This window comes from Micromonospora okii, from assembly GCF_020884795.1.
Lineage (GTDB): Bacteria > Actinomycetota > Actinomycetes > Mycobacteriales > Micromonosporaceae > Micromonospora > Micromonospora okii.
The window spans coordinates 1-18,095 of the sequence record NZ_BBZF01000023.1 but is presented as its reverse complement, the minus strand read 5'-3'; the positions used below and the strand labels follow the sequence as shown (position 1 = coordinate 18,095).

The following is an 18,095-nucleotide window of genomic DNA, read 5'->3' as shown; positions in this document are numbered from 1 at the left end:
GGGCGCGGGACGCGACAGGACCCCTCCCGCACCCGTGTCGGGCGCGCGGAAGGGGTCCTGTGAGTCGCGCTCGGCGGTCAGCCGGTCACGGGCGGGTACGCCGCCGGGTGCCGCCCCGGCGGGCCCGGCGCCGGCCGACACCGCCCTCGGTGTCGGCGTCGTCGTCGCCGAGGGCGTCCGGGTCGTCCGCCCCGGCCAGCCGGGCTGACTCGCCCCGCTGGACGTCGGCCACGGCCGGTGCGGTGTCGGTGTCCGACTCGTACCGGGACAGGTCGTAGCCCATCGTGTCGTGGTACTCGGCGTCGGCGACGGGGGCGTCGACCGGCGTCTCGACCACCTCGACCACCGTGCGCTCCGGCGCGGCGCTCTTGCGCGCCCGCCGCCGCGACGACGTGCCGCCACCCTGCGCCGCCGTCCCGCCGCCCTGCTCGGCCGGGGCGGGCGCGACGACGGACGAGGCCACCGCCTTGACCTTCTCCCCCGCGCCGCCGCCCGGGCGGGGCTTCTCCGGCACCGGCTCGGTGTGGATGATCACGCCACGGCCCTTGCAGCACTCGCAGGTCTCGCTGAACGCCTCCAGCAGGCCCGCGCCGATCCGCTTGCGGGTCATCTGCACCAGGCCGAGCGAGGTGATCTCGGTGACCTGGTGCTTGGTGCGGTCCCGGCCCAGGCACTCGGTGAGCCGGCGCAGCACCAGCTCGCGGTTCGACTCCAGCACCATGTCGATGAAGTCGATCACCACGATGCCGCCGAGGTCGCGCAGCCGGAGCTGGCGGACGATCTCCTCGGCCGCCTCCAGGTTGTTCCGGGTGACCGTCTCCTCGAGGTTGCCGCCCGAGCCGGTGTACTTGCCGGTGTTGACGTCGATGACGGTCATCGCCTCGGTGCGGTCGATGACCAGCGAGCCGCCGGAGGGGAGGAAGACCTTCCGGTCGAGGCCCTTCAGGATCTGCTCGTCGATCCGGTACTCGGCGAACACGTCGGTCGTGCCGACGTGCCGGCGCACCCGGTCGACCAGGTCCGGCGAGACGTGCGACAGGTACGACTCGACCATCCCGTACGACTCGTCGCCCTCGATCATCAGCTCGCGGAAGTCCTCGTTGAACAGGTCCCGCACGACCCGGATGACCAGGTCCGGCTCCTCGTAGAGCAGCACCGGCGCGCCGCCGGAGGTCGCCTTGGCCTGGATGTCCTCCCACTGGGCCTGGAGCCGCTTGACGTCACGGGCCAGCTCGTCCTCGCTCGCCCCCTCGGCGGCGGTGCGGACGATCACGCCCGCGCCGTCGGGAACCAGCTTCTTGAGCGCGTCGCGCAGCCGCTTGCGCTCGGTGTCGGGCAGCTTGCGGCTGATGCCGGAGGCGTTGCCGTTCGGCACGTACACCAGGTGCCGGCCGGAGAGCGCGATGTGGCTGGTCAGCCGGGCCCCCTTGTGCCCGATCGGGTCCTTGGTGACCTGCACCAGCACCGAGTCGCCGGGGCGCAGCGCCTGCTCGATCGAGCGGGCCCGCCCCTCCAGGCCGGTGCTGTCCCAGTTGACCTCGCCCGCGTACAGCACGGCGTTGCGGCCCCGCCCGACGTCGACGAAGGCGGCCTCCATGCTCGGCAGGACGTTCTGCACCTTGCCGAGGTAGACGTTGCCGGCCATGGTGCCGGACGAGTTGCGGGTCACGTAGTGCTCGACCAGCACGCCGTCCTCGAGCACGGCGATCTGGGTGCGGTCGCCGCGCTGGCGGACGGCCATCACCCGGTCGACCGCCTCCCGGCGGGCCAGGAACTCCGACTCGCTCAGGATCGGCGGGCGGGTCCGCCGCTGCTCCCGGCCGTCCCGGCGGCGCTGCCGCTTGGCCTCCAGCCGGGTCGAGCCGGAGACGCCCTGCACCTCGTCGACGGCCTTGCGCGGCTCGCGGATCTTCACGACGGTGGGCACGCCGTCGTCGGCCCCGCCGTCGGTGTCCCCGGCGCCCCGGCGACGCCGGCGCCGACGGCGGCGGGTCATCCCGTCCCCGCCCTCGTCGCCCTCGTCCTCGTCGCCGTCGGCCCCCGCCTCGGGCTCCTCGCCCTCGTCCGCCGAGGCGGCCTCCTCGGCCTCGTCGTCCTCGGCCTCGTCCGCGCCGCCCTTGCCCCGGCCCCGGCCACGCCGACCACGCCGCCGACGCCGACGGGCGGCGCTCTCCTCGTCGTCCTCGTCCTCGCCGGCTTCCTCGGCCTCGGCCGCGGGCTCCTCCTCGGCCTCCACGGCCTCCACGGCCTCGACGGGCTCGACCGGCTCGACCTCGCGCCGGCCGCGCCGACGCCGGCGCGTGGGCTCGGGCTGCTCCTCGGCGGCCGGCTCCTCCTCCACGAGGGCGGGGACGGGCACGACGACCCGGGTGACTTCGATCTCCTCGGCCTGCGGGGCCATGAACAGCACGGTCGGCGCGGAGAGGGCGGCCCGACGCCGGCGGGTCTTCGGCTCGGCGGCGGGCGGCTCGGCGGCGGCCTCGGGTGCGGGAGGCACCTGCCCGGCGGGGCTCGGCGCGCCTGCGGCGCCACCGCCCTCGGCGGCCGAGGGCGCGGCGGGGGCCGGCGGGGCACCGGCGGCCGGAGTCCCGGCAGCCTCGACGCTCTCCTCGGCCTCCTCCTCGCCCGCAGCCGGCTCGGCGGCCGGCACAACGGCGGAGGGCTCGACGGTCGGCGCAGCGGCGATGGGTTCAGCAGCCTGCGCACCGGCGGAGGGCTCGACGGCCGGTGCAGCGGCGATCGGCTCGACGGCCGGCGGGGCCTCGGGCGCGGGGCCGGCGGTCTCCGGGGTCGGCTCGGCCGGGGCCTCCGCCGCCACGGCCTTGCGGCGGCGGGTCCGGGTCGCCTTCACCGGCGGCACGATCTCGGCGGCGGCCTCCTCGGCGCCCGCCCCGGCGACCGGCTCCTCCACCGCCTTGGCGGGGGTCGCCTTGCGGCGGCGGCGCGGCGTCTTCGGGGCCTCGCCCAGCTCGCCCGCGACCGGGGCGAAGACCTCGGCCTGGGGGGCCTCTCCGCTGGTCGAGCCGGCGGAGGTGGACGCCTCCACCGGCGCGTCGGTCTGCTCCGGCTGGTTCAGCGGGGCCGCCCGGCGGCGGGTGGCCCGCTTGCGCGGCGGGGCGGCCGGCGTCTCGGCGGTCGCTGCCCCGCCGGTGTCGGGGCCCCCGGCAGGGGGCGCGCCCCCGGTGTCGGGGCCGACGGCGGTGAGGTCCGCGGCGCCGGTGACGACGTCGCCGCCGGCACGGCCGGCATCGGCAGTGTGGTCAGCGGTCTCACCGGCCGGCTGTGAACCGGCCCGTTCGCCGCCCTCGGGCTCGTTCTCGAGCATGGACGTTCTCCAGTTCTGGCTGCCCCGGGCGCGGGTGAGCGCTGCCACGCAGGGTCGCCGCAAAGTGTTTCCGCCGGCGCGCGAGGTGCGCGACCGCCGAAGTCTGCCTGCCAGAGTGTTGACCGACGGTCAACACTCACACGATGGCTGCCCCCTCGCGATCCGCGTCCAACGGATCGACGATCGCGCCCTGCGCGGTCAGCGTGCCCTGCGCCAGCCGGATCACCCTCGGGGAGACCGGCGGCTCCAGGTCGGCCACCGCGCGCAGGCCGGAAAGGACGTCATCGGGTCGTACGGACGGGGTGACCTGCCGGACGACCAGTTCGAGTATCGCACACGGTACGGCCGTGAACCCGGAAGGCGTCTCCGGAACGGGCATTACATCGATGCTCATGACTGCGGAGCGGGCGTCGAACGTGCGCCTGCCCTGCTTCGTCATCCGCTCCACCTGAACCTCGGCGGCGGCGCTGAAGGCAGCCACCGCGCGCCCCAGCTCGGCCGGGTCGACCTGGGGCAACTCGATCCGCCAGTGCGACGCCTCGATCCGGTCGGCGAGACTGCCGCCGGACGCGACGACGGCGTCCACCACGTCGAGGCCGGGCGAGAGCGCGGCGTCCAGCGCCAGCCGCAGACCTTCCGGGTCGACCGGCTCGCGGAGCCCGATCTCCAGGTACTCCGCCTCGCTGGCCACCCCGGTCGGCGCGGCGCTGGCGTAGGAGATCTTGGGGTGCGGGGTGAAGCCCTGCGAGAACGCGATCGGTACGCCCGCCCGGCGCAACGCCCGCTCGAACGCCCGGGCGAAGTCCCGGTGCGAGGTGAACCGCAGGGGCCCCCGCTTGGCGTACCGGATGCGGACACGCTGGACCACCGGGGCCTGGCCGCCCTCCGGCTGTGGTTTCTTGCTGATCGTCGTGCTCCTCGCCACTGGGCGCCGGCCGACCCACGGTCGGCCGGCGCGGGGGTCACTGCGGGGTGGGGGTGGGGATCCGCAGGCCGGTGCCGTTGGTCGGGGTGAGCGGGAGCAGCTTCCTGCCCGTCGGGCCGATCTGGATCTCAGTGTCCATCGACGGGCAGACGCCGCAGTCGAAGCACGGGGTCCACCGGCAGTCGTCCTGCTCGTACTCGGACATGGCATCCTGCCAGTCCTGCCAGAGCCAGTCCTTGTCCAGGCCCGAGTCCAGGTGGTCCCAGGGCAGGACCTCCAGCTCGTCGCGCTCCCGGGTGGTGTACCAGTCCAGGTCCACGCCGAAGGCCGGCAGCACCTCGGTCGCGGCGTCCACCCAGCGCCGGTACGAGAAGTGCTCGCTCCAGCCGTCGAACCGGCCGCCGTCCTCCCACACCCGGCGGATCACCGCCCCGACCCGACGGTCGCCCCGGCTGAGCAGGCCCTCGATCAGCGACGGCTCGCCGTCGTGGTAGCGGAAGCCGACCGCCCGCCCCAGCGAGCGGTCCGCGTTGATCGCCTGCTTGAGCAGCTTGAGCCGGGCGTCGATGACCTCCGGGCGCTCCATCGACGCCCACTGGAACGGGGTGTGCGGCTTCGGCACGAAGCCACCGATGGAGACCGTGCAGCGGATGTCCTTGGAGCCGGTGGCCGCCCGCCCGGCCCGGATGACCTCGTGCGCCATGTCGGCGATCTCGAGGACGTCGTCGTCGGTCTCGGTGGGCAGGCCGCACATGAAGTAGAGCTTCACCTGCCGCCAGCCGTTGGTGTACGCGGTGACGACCGTGCGGATCAGGTCTTCCTTCGACACCATCTTGTTGATCACGCGCCGGATGCGCTCCGACCCGCCCTCGGGGGCGAAGGTCAGGCCGGTACGCCGCCCGTTGCGGGACAGCTCCTGCGCCAGGTCGATGTTGAACGCGTCCACCCGGGTCGACGGCAGGGACAGCGACACGTTGGTGCCCTCGTACTGCTGGGCCAGGCCCGAGCACATGTCGCCGATCTCCGAGTGGTCGGCCGACGACAGCGACAGGAGGCCCACCTCGTGGAAGCCGGAGAACTCCAGCCCCTCGCGCACCATCTGCCCCACGGTGGTGATCGACCGCTCCCGCACCGGCCGGGTGATCATGCCAGCCTGGCAGAACCGGCAGCCCCGGGTGCAACCCCGAAAGATCTCCACGGCGTACCGCTCGTGGACCGTCTCGGCCAGCGGGACCAGGGGCTTCTTCGGGTACGGCCAGGCGTCCAGGTCCATCGTCGTGCGCTTGTGCACCCGGAACGGCACGTCCGCCCGGTTCGGCACCACGCGCTGGATCCGCCCGTCGGGCAGGTAGTCCACGTCGTAGAAGCGCGGCACGTAGACGCTCTCCGTGCGGGCCAGCCGCAGCAGCAGCTCGTCCCGGCCACCCGGGCAGCCCTCGGCCTTCCACTGCCGGACGATCGTGGTGATCTCCAGGACCGCCTCCTCGCCGTCGCCGAGCACGGCGGCGTCGACGAAGTCGGCGATCGGCTCCGGGTTGAACGCGGCGTGCCCGCCGGCCACGATCACCGGGTCGGCGTCGGTGCGGTCGGCCGCGAGCAGCGGGATGCCGGCCAGGTCGATCGCGGTGAGCAGGTTCGTGTAGCCCAGCTCGGTGGAAAAGGAGACGCCGAACACGTCGAAGTCGCGCACGGCGCGGTGCGCGTCGACGGTGAACTGCGGCACGCCCTGCGCGCGCATCAGCTTCTCCAGGTCCGGCCAGACCGCGTACGTCCGCTCGGCGAGCACGTCGGGCAGCTCGTTGAGCACCTCATAGAGGATCTGCACGCCCTGGTTGGGCAGCCCGACCTCGTACGCGTCGGGGTACATCAGCGCCCAGCGCACGGCCGCCGCGTCCCAGTCCTTGACCACCGCGCCCAGCTCGCCGCCGACGTACTGGATGGGCTTGGTGACCTGGGGCAGCAGCGGCTCCAGCAGGGGCCAGACCGACGACCCCAGGTCGCGGCGCGGCGTCGGACGCGCCGAGCTGGAGTCGTCGCCGGAGTTGGCCACGGCGGGGCGCGGCGTGGTGGACGGGACGCTCATGAAGCCCAAGGGTACGCGGCCCTCCGCCGCCGGCCGCGCGCACCGCTGTCCACGCCCGCCCCGCGTTCCCACCACCGGCCGGATCGCCGCCGGTGGCACGTCGGTACTAACCTCGGACCGGCGCGAGAGGAGATTGCCGCGATGCCGCACCCGCAGCCGGGAGCAGACCGACCGGCCGACGGGGGCACCCCGGCCGCCGACCGTGACCTCGATTCGACGGTCGCCGGCGAGCCGACCCCCTCCCCCGTACCCCCGGACGCCGCCCCCGCACCGGCGGACGCCGGCCCGGAGACCGCCCCCTCGCCGGCCCGGGACGGTCACCCGCCGGCCGCCGACACGACGAACCCAGTCGGTGACACGACGGCCGCCGACACGCCGGCCCCGAGCGGCGACGCAACGGCCGTCGACGCGACGGTCCCCGGCGGTGACGGGACGGCCCCAGGCGGTGACGCGACCGACCCGATCGGCGGCCCGCCCGACGCGCCCCACCCGGTCGACCCGGCGGGCGCGACCAAGCTGACCGGCCCGGCCCCCGCGAGCGAGCCGGGTGTACCGGCCGACACGACGGGGCCGGACGAGCCGGCTGACGCGACCGGGCCGGACGACGCGACCAGACGGACCGAGGCGACCACCCCGGGTGGCGACGCCGGGCCGCCGCGCGCCACGGGGCCGGGCGGCGACACCGGGACGGGCGAGCCGCCACGGCCCACCCGGGCCGGACCCGACCCCACCCGAGTGGACGCGCGGCCGGACCGGACGACCATCGACCCCCTTGCCGCCGAGCCGCCCGCCCCCCGGTGGAGCGGGTCCGCGGCGGTTCCGCCGCCCCCGCCGCGCAGGCGGAGCTGGGGCGAGTCGGCCGAGCCCACCCCGCCGCCGCCTGCTCCGCTGCCGCCCCCGGAGAGCCTGACCCCGGTCGACCCGTGGGCGGGCGCGGACACCGGGAGCTGGGACCTGCACTCCGGTCCGCTGCCCCCGCTGCCGCCCACGATGACGTACCCGACGTCGCCCGCCACCCGGCCGTACCCGGGCCCGCACGCCGGGTCCGCGCCGGTTCCCCCGCCCCAGCCGGCCCGGCCGGTCTCCCCGCCCCCGGCGGCCCGGCCGGTCCCTCCGCCGCAGCAGGCCCAGCCGCTCCCCCCACCGCCGGCAGCCCGGCCGATGCCGCCGGCGCAGCAGGCCCGGCCGGTGTCGCCCGCCGCCCGTCCGGTGAGCCCGCCGCCGGTCGCCCGGCCGGTGTCGCCGCCCGTGCCCCCGCCCGCACCGGCCCGCCAGATGCCGGCGCCGGCCCGGCCGGCAGCCCCGCCGCCCCAGCCGCCCCCGCCGCAGCAACAGCAGCGCCGGCCCGCCCCGACGCCGGCCGCGCCGAGGGCCCCCCGCCGGCGTCGGCGACGCTGGCCGTGGGTGCTGCTGCTCAGCATCGCCTGCTGCTGCGGCTGCCCCGCGTACTGGATCAAGCCGATCTGGGAGCAGTACCCGGCGAAGGCGGCGCTGCCGTCGCAGATCAACGACCTGTCGCTGCGCCAGGACGACCACAGCGACGCCAGCATGAAGCGGTTGGAGACCGAGGTGCGCAAGGCGCACCTGCTGGCCGAGGAGACCTTCGCCGGCCTGTACGCCACCCCCGCCGGCAAGCGGGTGACGGTCTTCGGCGGTACCGGGTTCCGGTTCACGCCCGAGGGCGACGCGGACGACGAGATGACCCGCCTCAAGGACTCCTACCGGCTCGGGGAGCCGCAGGTGGTGGAGACCGACACGCGGGGACGGCACGCGCGCTGCGCCGTCGGCGCCCTCGACGGTGCCGACGTGGTCGTCTGCACCTCGGTCGACCACGGCAGCCTCACCACCGGGGTCTTCACCCAGCTCTCGCTCGACGACAGCGCGCGACTGCTGGACGCGATGCGCGAACGGATCGTCACGCCGAGTCAGGTCGGCGGCGGAAACTGAGGAGGCGGCACCCCGCCTGGCTGTGATCCCGGACACCGGCCCGCCCCCGCGTCGGCGGGGGCGGCGAGGGTCAGGCCCCGGTCGGCGGCTCGCCGCCGGCCGGCGGGTGGGCGCGGGGCGGGGCGTAGCGCGGCACGTACTCCTGGCCGGTGAGCTTCTGGATCTCGCTCATCAGCTCGTCGGTCATCTCCCGCAGCGACGTCCGGTCGTCGGAGCGCCCGGTGAAGTCCAGCGGCTTGCCGAACCGCACGATGATCTTCGCCTTGCCGGGCCGGGGCACCCGGGCGCCGATCGGCTGCGCCTTGTCGGTGCCGATCATGCCGACCGGGATGATCGGCACGCCCGCCGCCACCGCCAGTCGCGCCGCCCCGGTACGGCCCCGGTACAGCCGGCCGTCGGGCGAGCGGGTGCCCTCCGGGTACACGGCCACCAGGTCGCCGCCCTTCAGCGCCGGGATCGCCGCGTCGAACGCGGACAGGGCGGCCCGTCCGCCGGCCCGCTCGACGGGGATCGCCCCTAGGCCGGTGAGCACGAACTTGGAGAAGGCGCCCTTCACACCGGTGCCCTTGAAGTACTCCGACTTGGCCCAGAACGCCAGGTGCCGGGGGACGACGGTGCCGAGGAACAGCTCGTCGGCGACCGAGAGGTGGTTGCCCGCGAAGATCGCGCCGCCGGTCGCCGGGATGTGTTCGAGACCCTCCACGGTCGGTCGGAAGGCCAGCCTGAGCGCGGGTGCCACGGTGAGCCTGCCGATGGTGTAGAGCAGGGGCACTGGTCCTCCGACGGTCGTGCTGGACAGGGCGATGTCACGGTAGCCGACGCGGTCACGGCGGGCCGAACGGGTGGCCGGCCGTCCGCTGGGTGGCGGAGGCCGGGCCGGCGAGCGCCGGGTTCGACGGCCCGGCCTCCGACCATCCACCGCCCGGCGCGCAGCAGTATGATCGGCGTCACACCTTGCCGCCGTCACATCCCCGCGCCCGCCGCCGTCGTCCCGGTGTACCGACGAGGACGGGAGAACACGATGAGTCGGATCGATCTGGAGGCGGTGGCGCCGGAGGCGTACCGGGCGGTGGCCGGGCTGGAGCGGTACACCCGGGCGAACCTCGACCACACGGTGCTGGAACTGGTGAAGCTGCGCGCGTCGATGCTCAACGGCTGCGCGTTCTGCGTGGACATGCACAGCCGGGACGCCCTCGCGGCGGGCGAGTCCAGCCGGCGGCTGTTCGCCGTGGCGGCCTGGCGGGAGGCGCCCTTCTTCGACGAGCGGGAACGGGCCGCGCTCGCGCTCACCGACGCGCTCACCCGCCTCGGGGAGCACGGGGTGCCCGACGAGGTCTGGGACGCCGCCGCGAAGGTCTGGTCGGAGAAGGAGCTGGCGGACCTGACGGTCGCGATCGCCACAATCAACGTATGGAACCGGGTCGTGGCCGCCACCCGGCGGCAGCCGCCGACGGACGGGTGACGACCGCCGGGACGACGCAGGCGGCCGGTGCGCTCGACGCGCACCGGCCGATGCTGCTCGGCCTGGCGTACCGGATGCTCGGCAGCCTGCACGACGCCGAGGACGTGCTCCAGGACGCGTACCTGCGGTGGCTGGGCGTCGACCGGGCCGCGGTGGCCGAGCCGCGCCGCTACCTGTCCCGGGTGGTCACCCGGCTCGCCATCGACCGGCTGCGGGCCCGGCAGGCCGCCCGGGAGACGTACGTCGGGCCGTGGCTGCCGGAGCCGGTGCCCACCGCGCCCTCGCCCTTCGGGCCGCCGGAACACGCGGAGCTGCGCGACTCGCTGTCCCTGGCGCTGCTGCACCTGCTGGAGCGACTGACTCCGCCGGAGCGCGCGGTCTACGTGCTGCGCACCGCCTTCGACCTGCCGTACGCCCAGATCGGCGAGATCCTGGACCGGTCCGCAGCGGACTGCCGGCAGTTGCACCACCGGGCTGCGGCCCGGACCGCCGACGACCGTCGCCGCTTCGCGGCCGACCCGGGTGAGCAACGGCGGCTGCTGGACGCGTTCCTCGCCGCGGCCCGCGACGGCGACCTGGCCCGGCTGGCGGATCTGGTGGCGACCGACGTCACCGCGTGGAGCGACGGGGGCGGCCGAACCAGGGCGGCCCGCAACCCGGTGCGCGGGGCGGACCGGGTTGCCCGCTTCTTCGCCGGGATACTCGGACCCCCGCGGCCGACGCCGCACACCGTCCCAATGGAACTCAACGGCCAGCCCGGGTACGTCGTGCACTGGCCCGGCAGCCGGCGGTACACGGTGACCGTGGCCGCCACCGGCGGCCGGATCACCGGCCTGTACGTGGTCGCCAACCCGGAGAAGCTCACCCGGCTGGCGGGGTGACCCGAAGGCCGGGCCGGCCCCGCCGCGCCCGGCGTCGGAAAGCCGTCAGCCCAGCTCGGGGAACCAGAGGGCGATCTCGCGCTTGGCGCTGTCCGTCGAGTCGGAGGCGTGCACCAGGTTCTCCCGGTTGGACAGGGAGAGGTCGCCGCGGATCGTGCCGGCAGCGGCAGCGCGCCCGTCGGTGCTGCCGATCATGCCCCGCACGACCTGGACGACCTGGTCGCCGGAGAGCACGAGGGCGACCAGCGGGCCGCCGGTCATGAAGCTCTTCAGCGGCGGGTAGAACGCCTTGTCGACGTGCTCGGCGTAGTGCTGGTCGGCGAAGTCGCCGTCCATCGTCCGGGACACCATGGCGTCGATCCGCAGGCCCTTGCGCTCGAAGCGGGAGAGGATCTCGCCGACCAGGCCACGGCGGACCGCGTCGGGCTTGATCAGGACGAGGGTGCGCTCGTCCGGGCTGCTGATGGACACGCTGGGTTCCTCCTGTGCGCGGAAGGCGGCTCGGCTGGGTACGGTCAGCCTAGCGACCCGGTCCCGGCGCCGGCGCGGCGGCTGCTCTTTCCCTGGGTCGCCGATCCGGCCTAGCCTGGCCCTTGACCCCAGGGAGGTCCACTGTGGCGAATGGCGGGAACCGACCCATCGCGCCGGTACGCAAGCTCATCGCCGCGGTGCTGGGCACCGTGGCGACCTTCGTGGTCCTGTTCGGGCTGGGCATGACGAGTTGGGCGATCGTGGCGCTCGGCGTGGCGCTGGTGGTGCTGGCGATCGCGCTGGCGACGGTGCGCGGCGGCGGGCGCACGTGGGTGGTCGGCGTCGGCCACGTGCACAGCGCGTCCGAGCCGCCCACCGCGTACGCGTTCGGCCGCTGCGAGCTGCAGATCGTCATCGACGCGCCCGGGCTGCCGCCCCGGTCCAAGAAGATCATCGAGCCGAGGGTGCCGGTGGCGAAGTGGCCCTCGGTCGGGCAGTCCCTGCCCCTGCGGGTGGCCCTGGACGACCAGCGGCGCGTCCGGGTCCTCTGGGAGGACGTGCCCACCCACGCGGAGACCGCCGCCGCCGCTGCGGCGGTCGCCGACCTGCCCCCGGAGTACGCCGGCGTCGACCCCGTCGACGAGGTGCTCATCGCGCAGGAGGCCCCGCCGTGGGCCGACCGCACGCCCGACGACGACTTCCGCGACGACCTGCGGGACTTCCGCGACGACCTGCGCGATTCGCCCGGCCCCGACCCGCTGCGCGACGACCTCGGTCCCGTGCCCGACAGCCGGGAGCCGGTCGTGGTGCACCACCGCCCGGGTGGCCCCGTCGTGCTGGAGGGGACGCTGGTGGAGCCGCTCCCCGGGGCGCTGTCCCGCCGGGCCGCCCCGGCCCCCCGGCACCCGGCCGACGAGCGCTTCGACGCGACCGTCCCGGTCGAGACGATCTCCCCGGTCGACACGATCCCGTCGCACGACCCGGTCGTCTCCCCGGTCGACGACCCGATCGACGTGCCGCTGGACGACCCGGACCGGCGGGCCGAGCCGACCGCCGGCCACGACGACCTGGACGAGGCGATCTTCGGGTACGACCCGGAGGCCGAGCCCGCCGACGCCGCCGCCCCGATCAGCGGCGTCGGCATCACCCTGCTGGTCACCGACCTGGACCGCTCGCTCGAGTTCTACCGCGACCGGCTGGGCTTCGACGAGGTCGACCGGGGCGCGGGCAACGCCGTGCTCGCCTCGGGGGCGACCCGGCTAGTGCTGCGCGAGGTCACCGGGGCCGCCCCGATCAGCCGCCGCCTCGTGCACGTCAACCTGGAGGTCGACGACATCCAGGGCGCCTACGAGCGGCTGCGCGACTCCGGCGTCCGCTTCACGTACGCCCCGAGGGTCGTCAACCGGGGCACCAAGCTGGAGGTGTGGGCGGCGGCCTTCCGCGACCCGGACGGCCACGGCGTCGCCCTCACCCAGTGGCGCACCCGCGCCGAGGCGTAAGGAAGGGCACCCTGTTAACGCATTCCGCATAGCAGGGTGCCCCGCTCAACACCGCCGCCGCGACGGCAGCGCCGGATCAGCCGAAGGAAGTCAGCGGCCCGGGGTCAGCGGCCGAGGATCACCCGGCGCACGTGCAGGGCGTACCCCCAGACGAACGCGAAGATGACCCCCAGCGCCAGCAGCGACCAGTGCAGCAGCCCGGCGAGCATCAGCGCGCCCTGGAGCGCGGTGCCGGCGTACCAGGCCCACGGCCGGCGCATCATGCCGGCGAGGACCACCGCCGCCACGGCCAACGCCACGATCGCCGCGACGGCCGCGCCGCCGAGGTCCCCGCCGACCACCCGGATCGGCTGGATCGCGAGCAGCAGCACCAGCGCCTCCAGGCCGAGGGTGCCCGCGCCCAGGCCGCGTACCGCCCCCTCCGGGTTGCGCAGCCCGGAGCGCCGCTCCCCCGGCCCGGCCTCCTCCACGCCGGGACCACCCGACCGCTCGCCGTCAGGCGCGCCCGGCAGATTCCCGCCGACCGCGCTCGGACCGCCCGACAGATCGCCGCCGACCGCGCTCGCGCCGGGGCCGCCCGCCACCCCCGGGTCGCCCGCCGGGCGGGGGTTCTCCTCCGGGGTGCTCATCGCTTGAGGAGCCGGCGGGCGTCGGCCACGGTCACCACCGATCCCGTGATCAGCACGCCCACCCCGGCCAGCTCGCCCGGGACGTCGGACTCGGCCTCGGCCACCGCCGCCTCGATCGCGTCCGGCATCTCCTCGGCCACCTCGACCCGCTCCGCCCCGAACACCTCCCGGGCGAGCGCCGCCAGCTCCTCGGCCGGCATGGCCCGAGGTGAGCCGTTGCGGGTGACCACCAGCGAGTCGAGCACCGGCTCCAGCAGCTCCAGCAGGCTGGCCGCGTCCTTGTCGCCGAGCACGGCGAGCACGCCCACCAGCTTGCTGAACGCGAACTCCTCCTGGATCGCGGTCACCGTGGCGGCCATTCCGTGCGGGTTGTGCGCCCCGTCGAGCAGGATGGTCGGCGCGTTCCGCACCTTCTCCAGCCGGCCCGGCGAGCTGGCCGTGGCGAAGCCCTCCCGCACCGTCTCGACGTCGAGCTGCCGCTTCGCCCCCGCCCCGAGGAACGCCTCCACGGCGGCGAGCGCCACGGCCGCGTTCTGCGCCTGGTGCGCGCCGTGCAGCGGGACGAACACCTCCTCGTACACCCCGCCGAGGCCCTGGATGCTGAGCACCTGGCCGCCGACGGCGACCGACCGGCGCAGGACGCCGAACTCGGACCCCTCGCGGGCGATCGTCGCCCCGACCTCGGCGCAGCGTTCCAGGATCGGCCGGGCGGCCTCCTCCTCCTGCGCGGCGCAGACGACCGTGGCGCCGGAGTGGATGATCCCGGCCTTGTGCAGGGCGATGTCCTCGATCGTGTCGCCCAGCCACTCGGTGTGGTCCAACCCGATCGGGGTGAGCACCGCCACCGGAGCCTGGATGACGTTGGTGGAGTCCTCCGCGCCGCCGAGGCCCACCTCGACCACGGCCACGTCCACCGGGGCGTCCGCGAACGTGGCGAACGCCAGCGCGGTGGTCATGTCGAAGTAGGTCAGCGGCTCGGCGGAGCGCTGGTCGACCAGCTCGGCCAGCGGCGCCACCTCCCGGTACGTGGCGACGAAGCGCTCCTCGTCGACCGGCTCCCCGTCCAGGCTGATCCGCTCCCGGACGGTCTCCAGGTGCGGGCTGGTGTAGCGGCCGGTGTGCAGCCCGAACGCCCGCAGCAGCGAGTCGATCATCCGGGCGGTCGAGGTCTTGCCGTTGGTCCCGGTCAGGTGGATCGACGGGTACGCCCGCTGCGGGCTGCCGAGCAGGTCGAGCAGCGACTCGATGCGGTCCAGCTCGAAGTGCAGGCGGGTGAACCCGCGCGCGGACAGCTCGGCGTCGACGGCGGCGAACTCGCCGCCGTCGCCGGGGGCACCGCGACGGGCGCGGTCGGTGCGGTCGGTGCGGTCGGTCACGAGGGCAGCGCCTCCAGAGCGGCGTCGATGCGGACCAGGTCGGCCTCGGCGGCGGCGAGCCGGTCCCGGATCTTGGCGACCACCGGCTCCGGGGCCTTCCCCACGAACGCCGGGTTGTCGAGCTTCGCCCGGGCCTGGGCAACCTCCTTCTCGGCGACCGCGCGGTCCTTGGCGAGCCGGGCCCGCTCGGCGGCCACGTCGATCGCCCCCCGGGTGTCCAGCGCGACGCTCACCTCGCCCGGCATGGCGAGGGTGGCGCTCGACTGGAAGTCGTCGCCGGGCACGTCGAGCCGCACCAGCGAGCGGATCAGCCGCTCGTGGGCGGAGATACCCGCGCCGGCCAAGCCGTCGAGCCGGGCCGCCACCCGCTGGGTGGGGCGCAGGCCCTGGTCCGACCGGAACCGCCGGATCTCGGTCACCACCCGCTGGACCGCGCCGACCTCGCCCTCCGCGGTGTCGTCGATCGCGGTACGGTCGGCGACCGGCCACGCGGCCGTCATGACCGTCTCCCCGCCGGTGAGCGCGCCCCACAGCTCGTCGGTGACGAACGGGATCACCGGGTGCAGCAGCCGCAGGAGCTGGTCGAGCACGTGCCCGAGGACCCGGCGGGTGGCGTCGGCCGCCGCCCCGCCCTCGGCGAGCACCGGCTTGCTCAGCTCCACGTACCAGTCGCAGACGTCGTCCCACGCGAAGTGGTAGAGCAGGTCGCAGACCTTCGCGAACTCGTACGCCTCGAACTGCTCGTCCACCTCGGCGGTGACATGCGCCAGCCGGGACAGGATCCAGCGGTCGACGGTCGACAGCGCCTCGGCGGCCGGCAGCGGCCCGCCGGTGTGCGCGCCGTTCATCAGCGCGAACCGGGTGGCGTTCCACAGCTTGTTGCAGAAGTTGCGGGAGCCCTGGCACCACTCCTCGCTGACCGGCACGTCCTGACCGGGGTTCGCGCCCCGGGCGAGGGTGAACCGGGTGGCGTCGGCGCCGAACCGGTCGATCCAGTCCAGCGGGTCGACCACGTTGCCGAACGACTTCGACATCTTCTTGCCGTGCTCGTCGCGGACCATGCCGTGCAGGGCGATCACGTCGAACGGCTGCCTGCCGTCCATCGCGTAGAGGCCGAACATCATCATCCGGGCGACCCAGAAGAAGAGGATGTCGTACCCGGTGACCAGGACGCTGGTCGGGTAGAACTTCGCCAGGTCCGGGGTCTGCTCCGGCCAGCCGAGGGTCGAGAACGGCCACAGGCCGCTGGAGAACCAGGTGTCGAGGACGTCCTGGTCCTGCTGCCAGCCCTCGCCGGTCGGCGGCTCCTCGTCCGGGCCGACGCAGACGATCTCCCCGTCCGGGCCGTACCAGACGGGGATGCGGTGGCCCCACCAGAGCTGGCGGGAGATGCACCAGTCGTGCATGTTGTCGACCCAGGCGAAGTAGCGCTTCTCCTGGGCCGCCGGCTCGATCTTCACCCGGCCGTCGCGCACCGCGTCCCCGGCCGCCTTCGCCAGCGGGCCGGTGTTGACGAACCACTGCAACGACAGCCGCGGCTCGACCGTCGTCTTGCACCGCGAGCAGTGCCCCACCGCGTGCACGTACGGCCGCTTCTCGGCCACGATCAGGCCCTGCTCGCGCAGCGCGGCGACGATCGCCGGCCGGGCCTCGTACCGGTCGAGGCCCTGGAACGGACCGTGTGCGGTGATGACGCCGCGCTCGTCCATGATCGTCAGGGCCGGCAGGCCGTGCCGCTGCCCGATCTCGAAGTCGTTCGGGTCGTGCGCGGGGGTCACCTTCACCATGCCGGTGCCGAACTTCGGGTCGACGTGCTCGTCGGCCACGATCGGGATGCGCCGGTCGGTCAGCGGCAGGGCGACCTCGGTGCCGATGAGGTGCCGGTACCGCTCGTCGTCGGGGTGCACCGCCACGGCCGTGTCGCCGAGCATCGTCTCGGCCCGGGTGGTGGCCACCACCACGTCGTCGCTGTACCGGATCGAGATCAGCTCGCCGTCGTCGTCGGTGTGCTCCACCTCGATGTCGGAGAGCGCGGTGAGGCAGCGCGGGCACCAGTTGATGATCCGGTTGGCCCGGTAGATCAGCCCGTCGTCGAAGAGCTTCTTGAACATGGTCTGCACGGCCCGGGACAGGCCGGCGTCCATGGTGAAACGCTCGCGGTCCCAGTCGACCGCGTCGCCGAGGCGGCGCATCTGGCCCAGGATCGCCCCGCCGGACTCGGCCTTCCACCGCCACACCCGCTCGACGAACGCCTCCCGACCCAGGTCGTGGCGGGACAGCCCCTCTGTGGCGAGCTGCCGCTCGACGAGGTTCTGCGTGGCGATGCCGGCGTGGTCCATGCCCGGCAGCCAGAGCGCCTCGAAGCCCTGCATCCGCTTGCGGCGGGTCAGCGCGTCCATCAGCGTGTGCTCGAAGGCGTGGCCCATGTGCAGGGAGCCGGTGACGTTCGGCGGCGGGATGACGACGGTGAAGGGGGGCTTGTCGCTCTGGGCCGACGCCCGGAAGTGGCCGCCGGCTACCCACTGCTCGTACCGTCGCTGCTCAACCTCGCCCGGCTGGTACTGGCCGGCAAGGGTCGGGGCGTCGGGGCGTCGGGCATCCAGTCTCTCGGTCACCCTGAAAGTCTACGGAGCGCTTCGGCGGAGCTGACGTGCGCCACCTCTGCTTCGCGTACGGTGTCGGCTATGTCCGACGCGCATCTCACCGGGCGTTCGTCGCTCACCGACGAGCCCCAGCCGATCGAACTCGGCGAGGAGCCGATCCGGCTCAGCACCCGGGACCGCGGCGACGCCCCGGAGCGCGCCCCCTGGTCCCGACGCCGCCGGCTCCTCCTCACGGCGGCGCTGGCCGTCGGCCTGGCCGGCGTCGGCGCGCTCGGGGTCGCCGGCTGGCGGGTGGCGCAGCAGAAGGACGCCAGGCTGACCACCCCGGACAACGTCGCCGGTCTGACGCGGGACGACAGCGAGCGGGCCCGCAGCACCGCCGACTACCTGCGCGACGGCCTGGCCGCCGACATCGAGCTGGACCGCAGCGTCGGCGCCGTCTACCGGGACCGCGCGGACGACAAGCGGTCCGTGCTCCTCTTCGGCGGTACGACCCTGCTGTGGCAGCCGGAGCGCGACCTGGACACCCTCTTCCGCCTCATGGCCGACGAGACCGGGAAGGTGACGGGGATCGGTGAGGTCGACGCGGGCCGGCTCGGCGGGGTCATGAAGTGCGGGACGACCAGCGGCGACGGGGGTGACTTCGCGATCTGCGGCTGGGCCGACCACGGCAGCGTCGCCCTGGCCATGTTCCCCGGCCGCCCGGTGGACGCCGCCGGCGTGCTGATGCGCCAGATCCGTGAGGACGTCCAGACCCGGTCCTGAACCAGCCCCACGGTTCCTTCTCCGCCCGACGGTTCCGTCTCGGGCGTTTGCGCGTCTTCTCCTCCGGCACCGGGCCGGCTCCGTCGCCACCGCGACGGGGTCGCCCCGGGCGTCCGGGAAAACTGCTCC

Annotated in this window: 13 protein-coding genes; 5 read left to right on the top strand and 8 right to left on the bottom strand. The window is 74.6% G+C overall.

Features of this window, described 5'->3' with window-relative positions:
- Nucleotides 1-85 precede the first annotated feature (85 nt).
- The 3 genes from LPU43_RS22045 to LPU43_RS22035 all read right to left on the bottom strand — a co-directional run bounded on the left by LPU43_RS22045 (nt 86) and on the right by LPU43_RS22035 (nt 6,333).
- Complete coding sequence (locus LPU43_RS22045) at nt 86-3,325, bottom strand: Rne/Rng family ribonuclease (RefSeq protein WP_229402413.1); 3,240 nt, start codon at nt 3,323-3,325, stop codon at nt 86-88.
- Nucleotides 3,326-3,461: 136 nt separating this feature from the next.
- Nucleotides 3,462-4,193 (bottom strand): TIGR03936 family radical SAM-associated protein, encoded by a 732-nt coding sequence (locus tag LPU43_RS22040; protein ID WP_305074822.1) that lies wholly within the window; start codon nt 4,191-4,193, stop codon nt 3,462-3,464.
- Nucleotides 4,194-4,287: 94 nt separating this feature from the next.
- Entirely contained in the window at nt 4,288-6,333 is a 2,046-nt protein-coding gene (locus tag LPU43_RS22035; protein WP_229402412.1) for a TIGR03960 family B12-binding radical SAM protein, read from the bottom strand.
- Nucleotides 6,334-6,474: 141 nt separating this feature from the next.
- On the opposite strand from LPU43_RS22035, the gene LPU43_RS22030 reads away from it, so the two are divergent.
- On the top strand, nt 6,475-8,280 hold the full coding sequence (locus LPU43_RS22030) for a hypothetical protein (RefSeq protein ID WP_229402411.1): 1,806 nt from the start codon (nt 6,475-6,477) through the stop codon (nt 8,278-8,280).
- Nucleotides 8,281-8,350: 70 nt separating this feature from the next.
- Here the strand turns inward: LPU43_RS22030 and LPU43_RS22025 are convergent, their stop codons facing one another.
- Nucleotides 8,351-9,052 carry a lysophospholipid acyltransferase family protein gene (locus tag LPU43_RS22025; protein WP_229402410.1) on the bottom strand — a complete coding sequence of 234 codons (702 nt, stop codon included), beginning with the start codon at nt 9,050-9,052 and terminating at the stop codon, nt 8,351-8,353.
- A gap of 249 nt (nt 9,053-9,301) precedes the next feature.
- Here LPU43_RS22025 and LPU43_RS22020 point away from each other — a divergent pair, with 249 nt between their 5' ends.
- Entirely contained in the window at nt 9,302-9,742 is a 441-nt protein-coding gene (locus LPU43_RS22020) for a carboxymuconolactone decarboxylase family protein (RefSeq protein ID WP_229402409.1), read from the top strand.
- Nucleotides 9,691-10,623: an RNA polymerase sigma factor SigJ gene (gene sigJ, locus LPU43_RS22015; RefSeq protein ID WP_229402408.1), complete on the top strand. Its 933-nt coding sequence runs from the start codon at nt 9,691-9,693 to the stop codon at nt 10,621-10,623. Before LPU43_RS22020 ends, sigJ begins: the two co-directional genes overlap by 52 nt.
- 45 nt (nt 10,624-10,668) lie before the next feature.
- On the opposite strand, the gene ndk is transcribed toward sigJ, so the two are convergent.
- Nucleotides 10,669-11,094: a nucleoside-diphosphate kinase gene (ndk, locus tag LPU43_RS22010; RefSeq protein ID WP_229402407.1), complete on the bottom strand. Its 426-nt coding sequence runs from the start codon at nt 11,092-11,094 to the stop codon at nt 10,669-10,671.
- 143 nt (nt 11,095-11,237) lie between these two features.
- Between ndk and LPU43_RS22005 the strand changes: the two genes are divergently transcribed.
- On the top strand, nt 11,238-12,593 hold the full coding sequence (locus tag LPU43_RS22005) for a VOC family protein (protein ID WP_229402406.1): 1,356 nt from the start codon (nt 11,238-11,240) through the stop codon (nt 12,591-12,593).
- 104 nt (nt 12,594-12,697) lie between these two features.
- On the opposite strand, the gene LPU43_RS22000 is transcribed toward LPU43_RS22005, so the two are convergent.
- From LPU43_RS22000 to LPU43_RS21990, 3 genes are read right to left on the bottom strand one after another with little or no spacing between them, the layout of a single operon-like run.
- A complete protein-coding gene (locus tag LPU43_RS22000) occupies nt 12,698-13,222 on the bottom strand; it encodes a DUF4233 domain-containing protein (RefSeq protein ID WP_373321780.1) in 525 nt (174 codons plus the stop codon).
- Entirely contained in the window at nt 13,219-14,598 is a 1,380-nt protein-coding gene (locus LPU43_RS21995; RefSeq protein ID WP_229402405.1) for a bifunctional folylpolyglutamate synthase/dihydrofolate synthase, read from the bottom strand. The genes LPU43_RS22000 and LPU43_RS21995 overlap by 4 nt, the downstream gene beginning before the upstream one ends.
- Nucleotides 14,595-17,213, bottom strand: coding sequence for a valine--tRNA ligase (locus tag LPU43_RS21990; RefSeq protein ID WP_229402404.1), 2,619 nt, complete (start codon nt 17,211-17,213; stop codon nt 14,595-14,597). Before LPU43_RS21990 ends, LPU43_RS21995 begins: the two co-directional genes overlap by 4 nt.
- 69 nt (nt 17,214-17,282) lie before the next feature.
- On the opposite strand from LPU43_RS21990, the gene LPU43_RS21985 reads away from it, so the two are divergent.
- On the top strand, nt 17,283-17,966 hold the full coding sequence (locus LPU43_RS21985; RefSeq protein WP_229402403.1) for a hypothetical protein: 684 nt from the start codon (nt 17,283-17,285) through the stop codon (nt 17,964-17,966).
- The last annotated feature ends 129 nt before the right edge of the window (nt 17,967-18,095 follow it).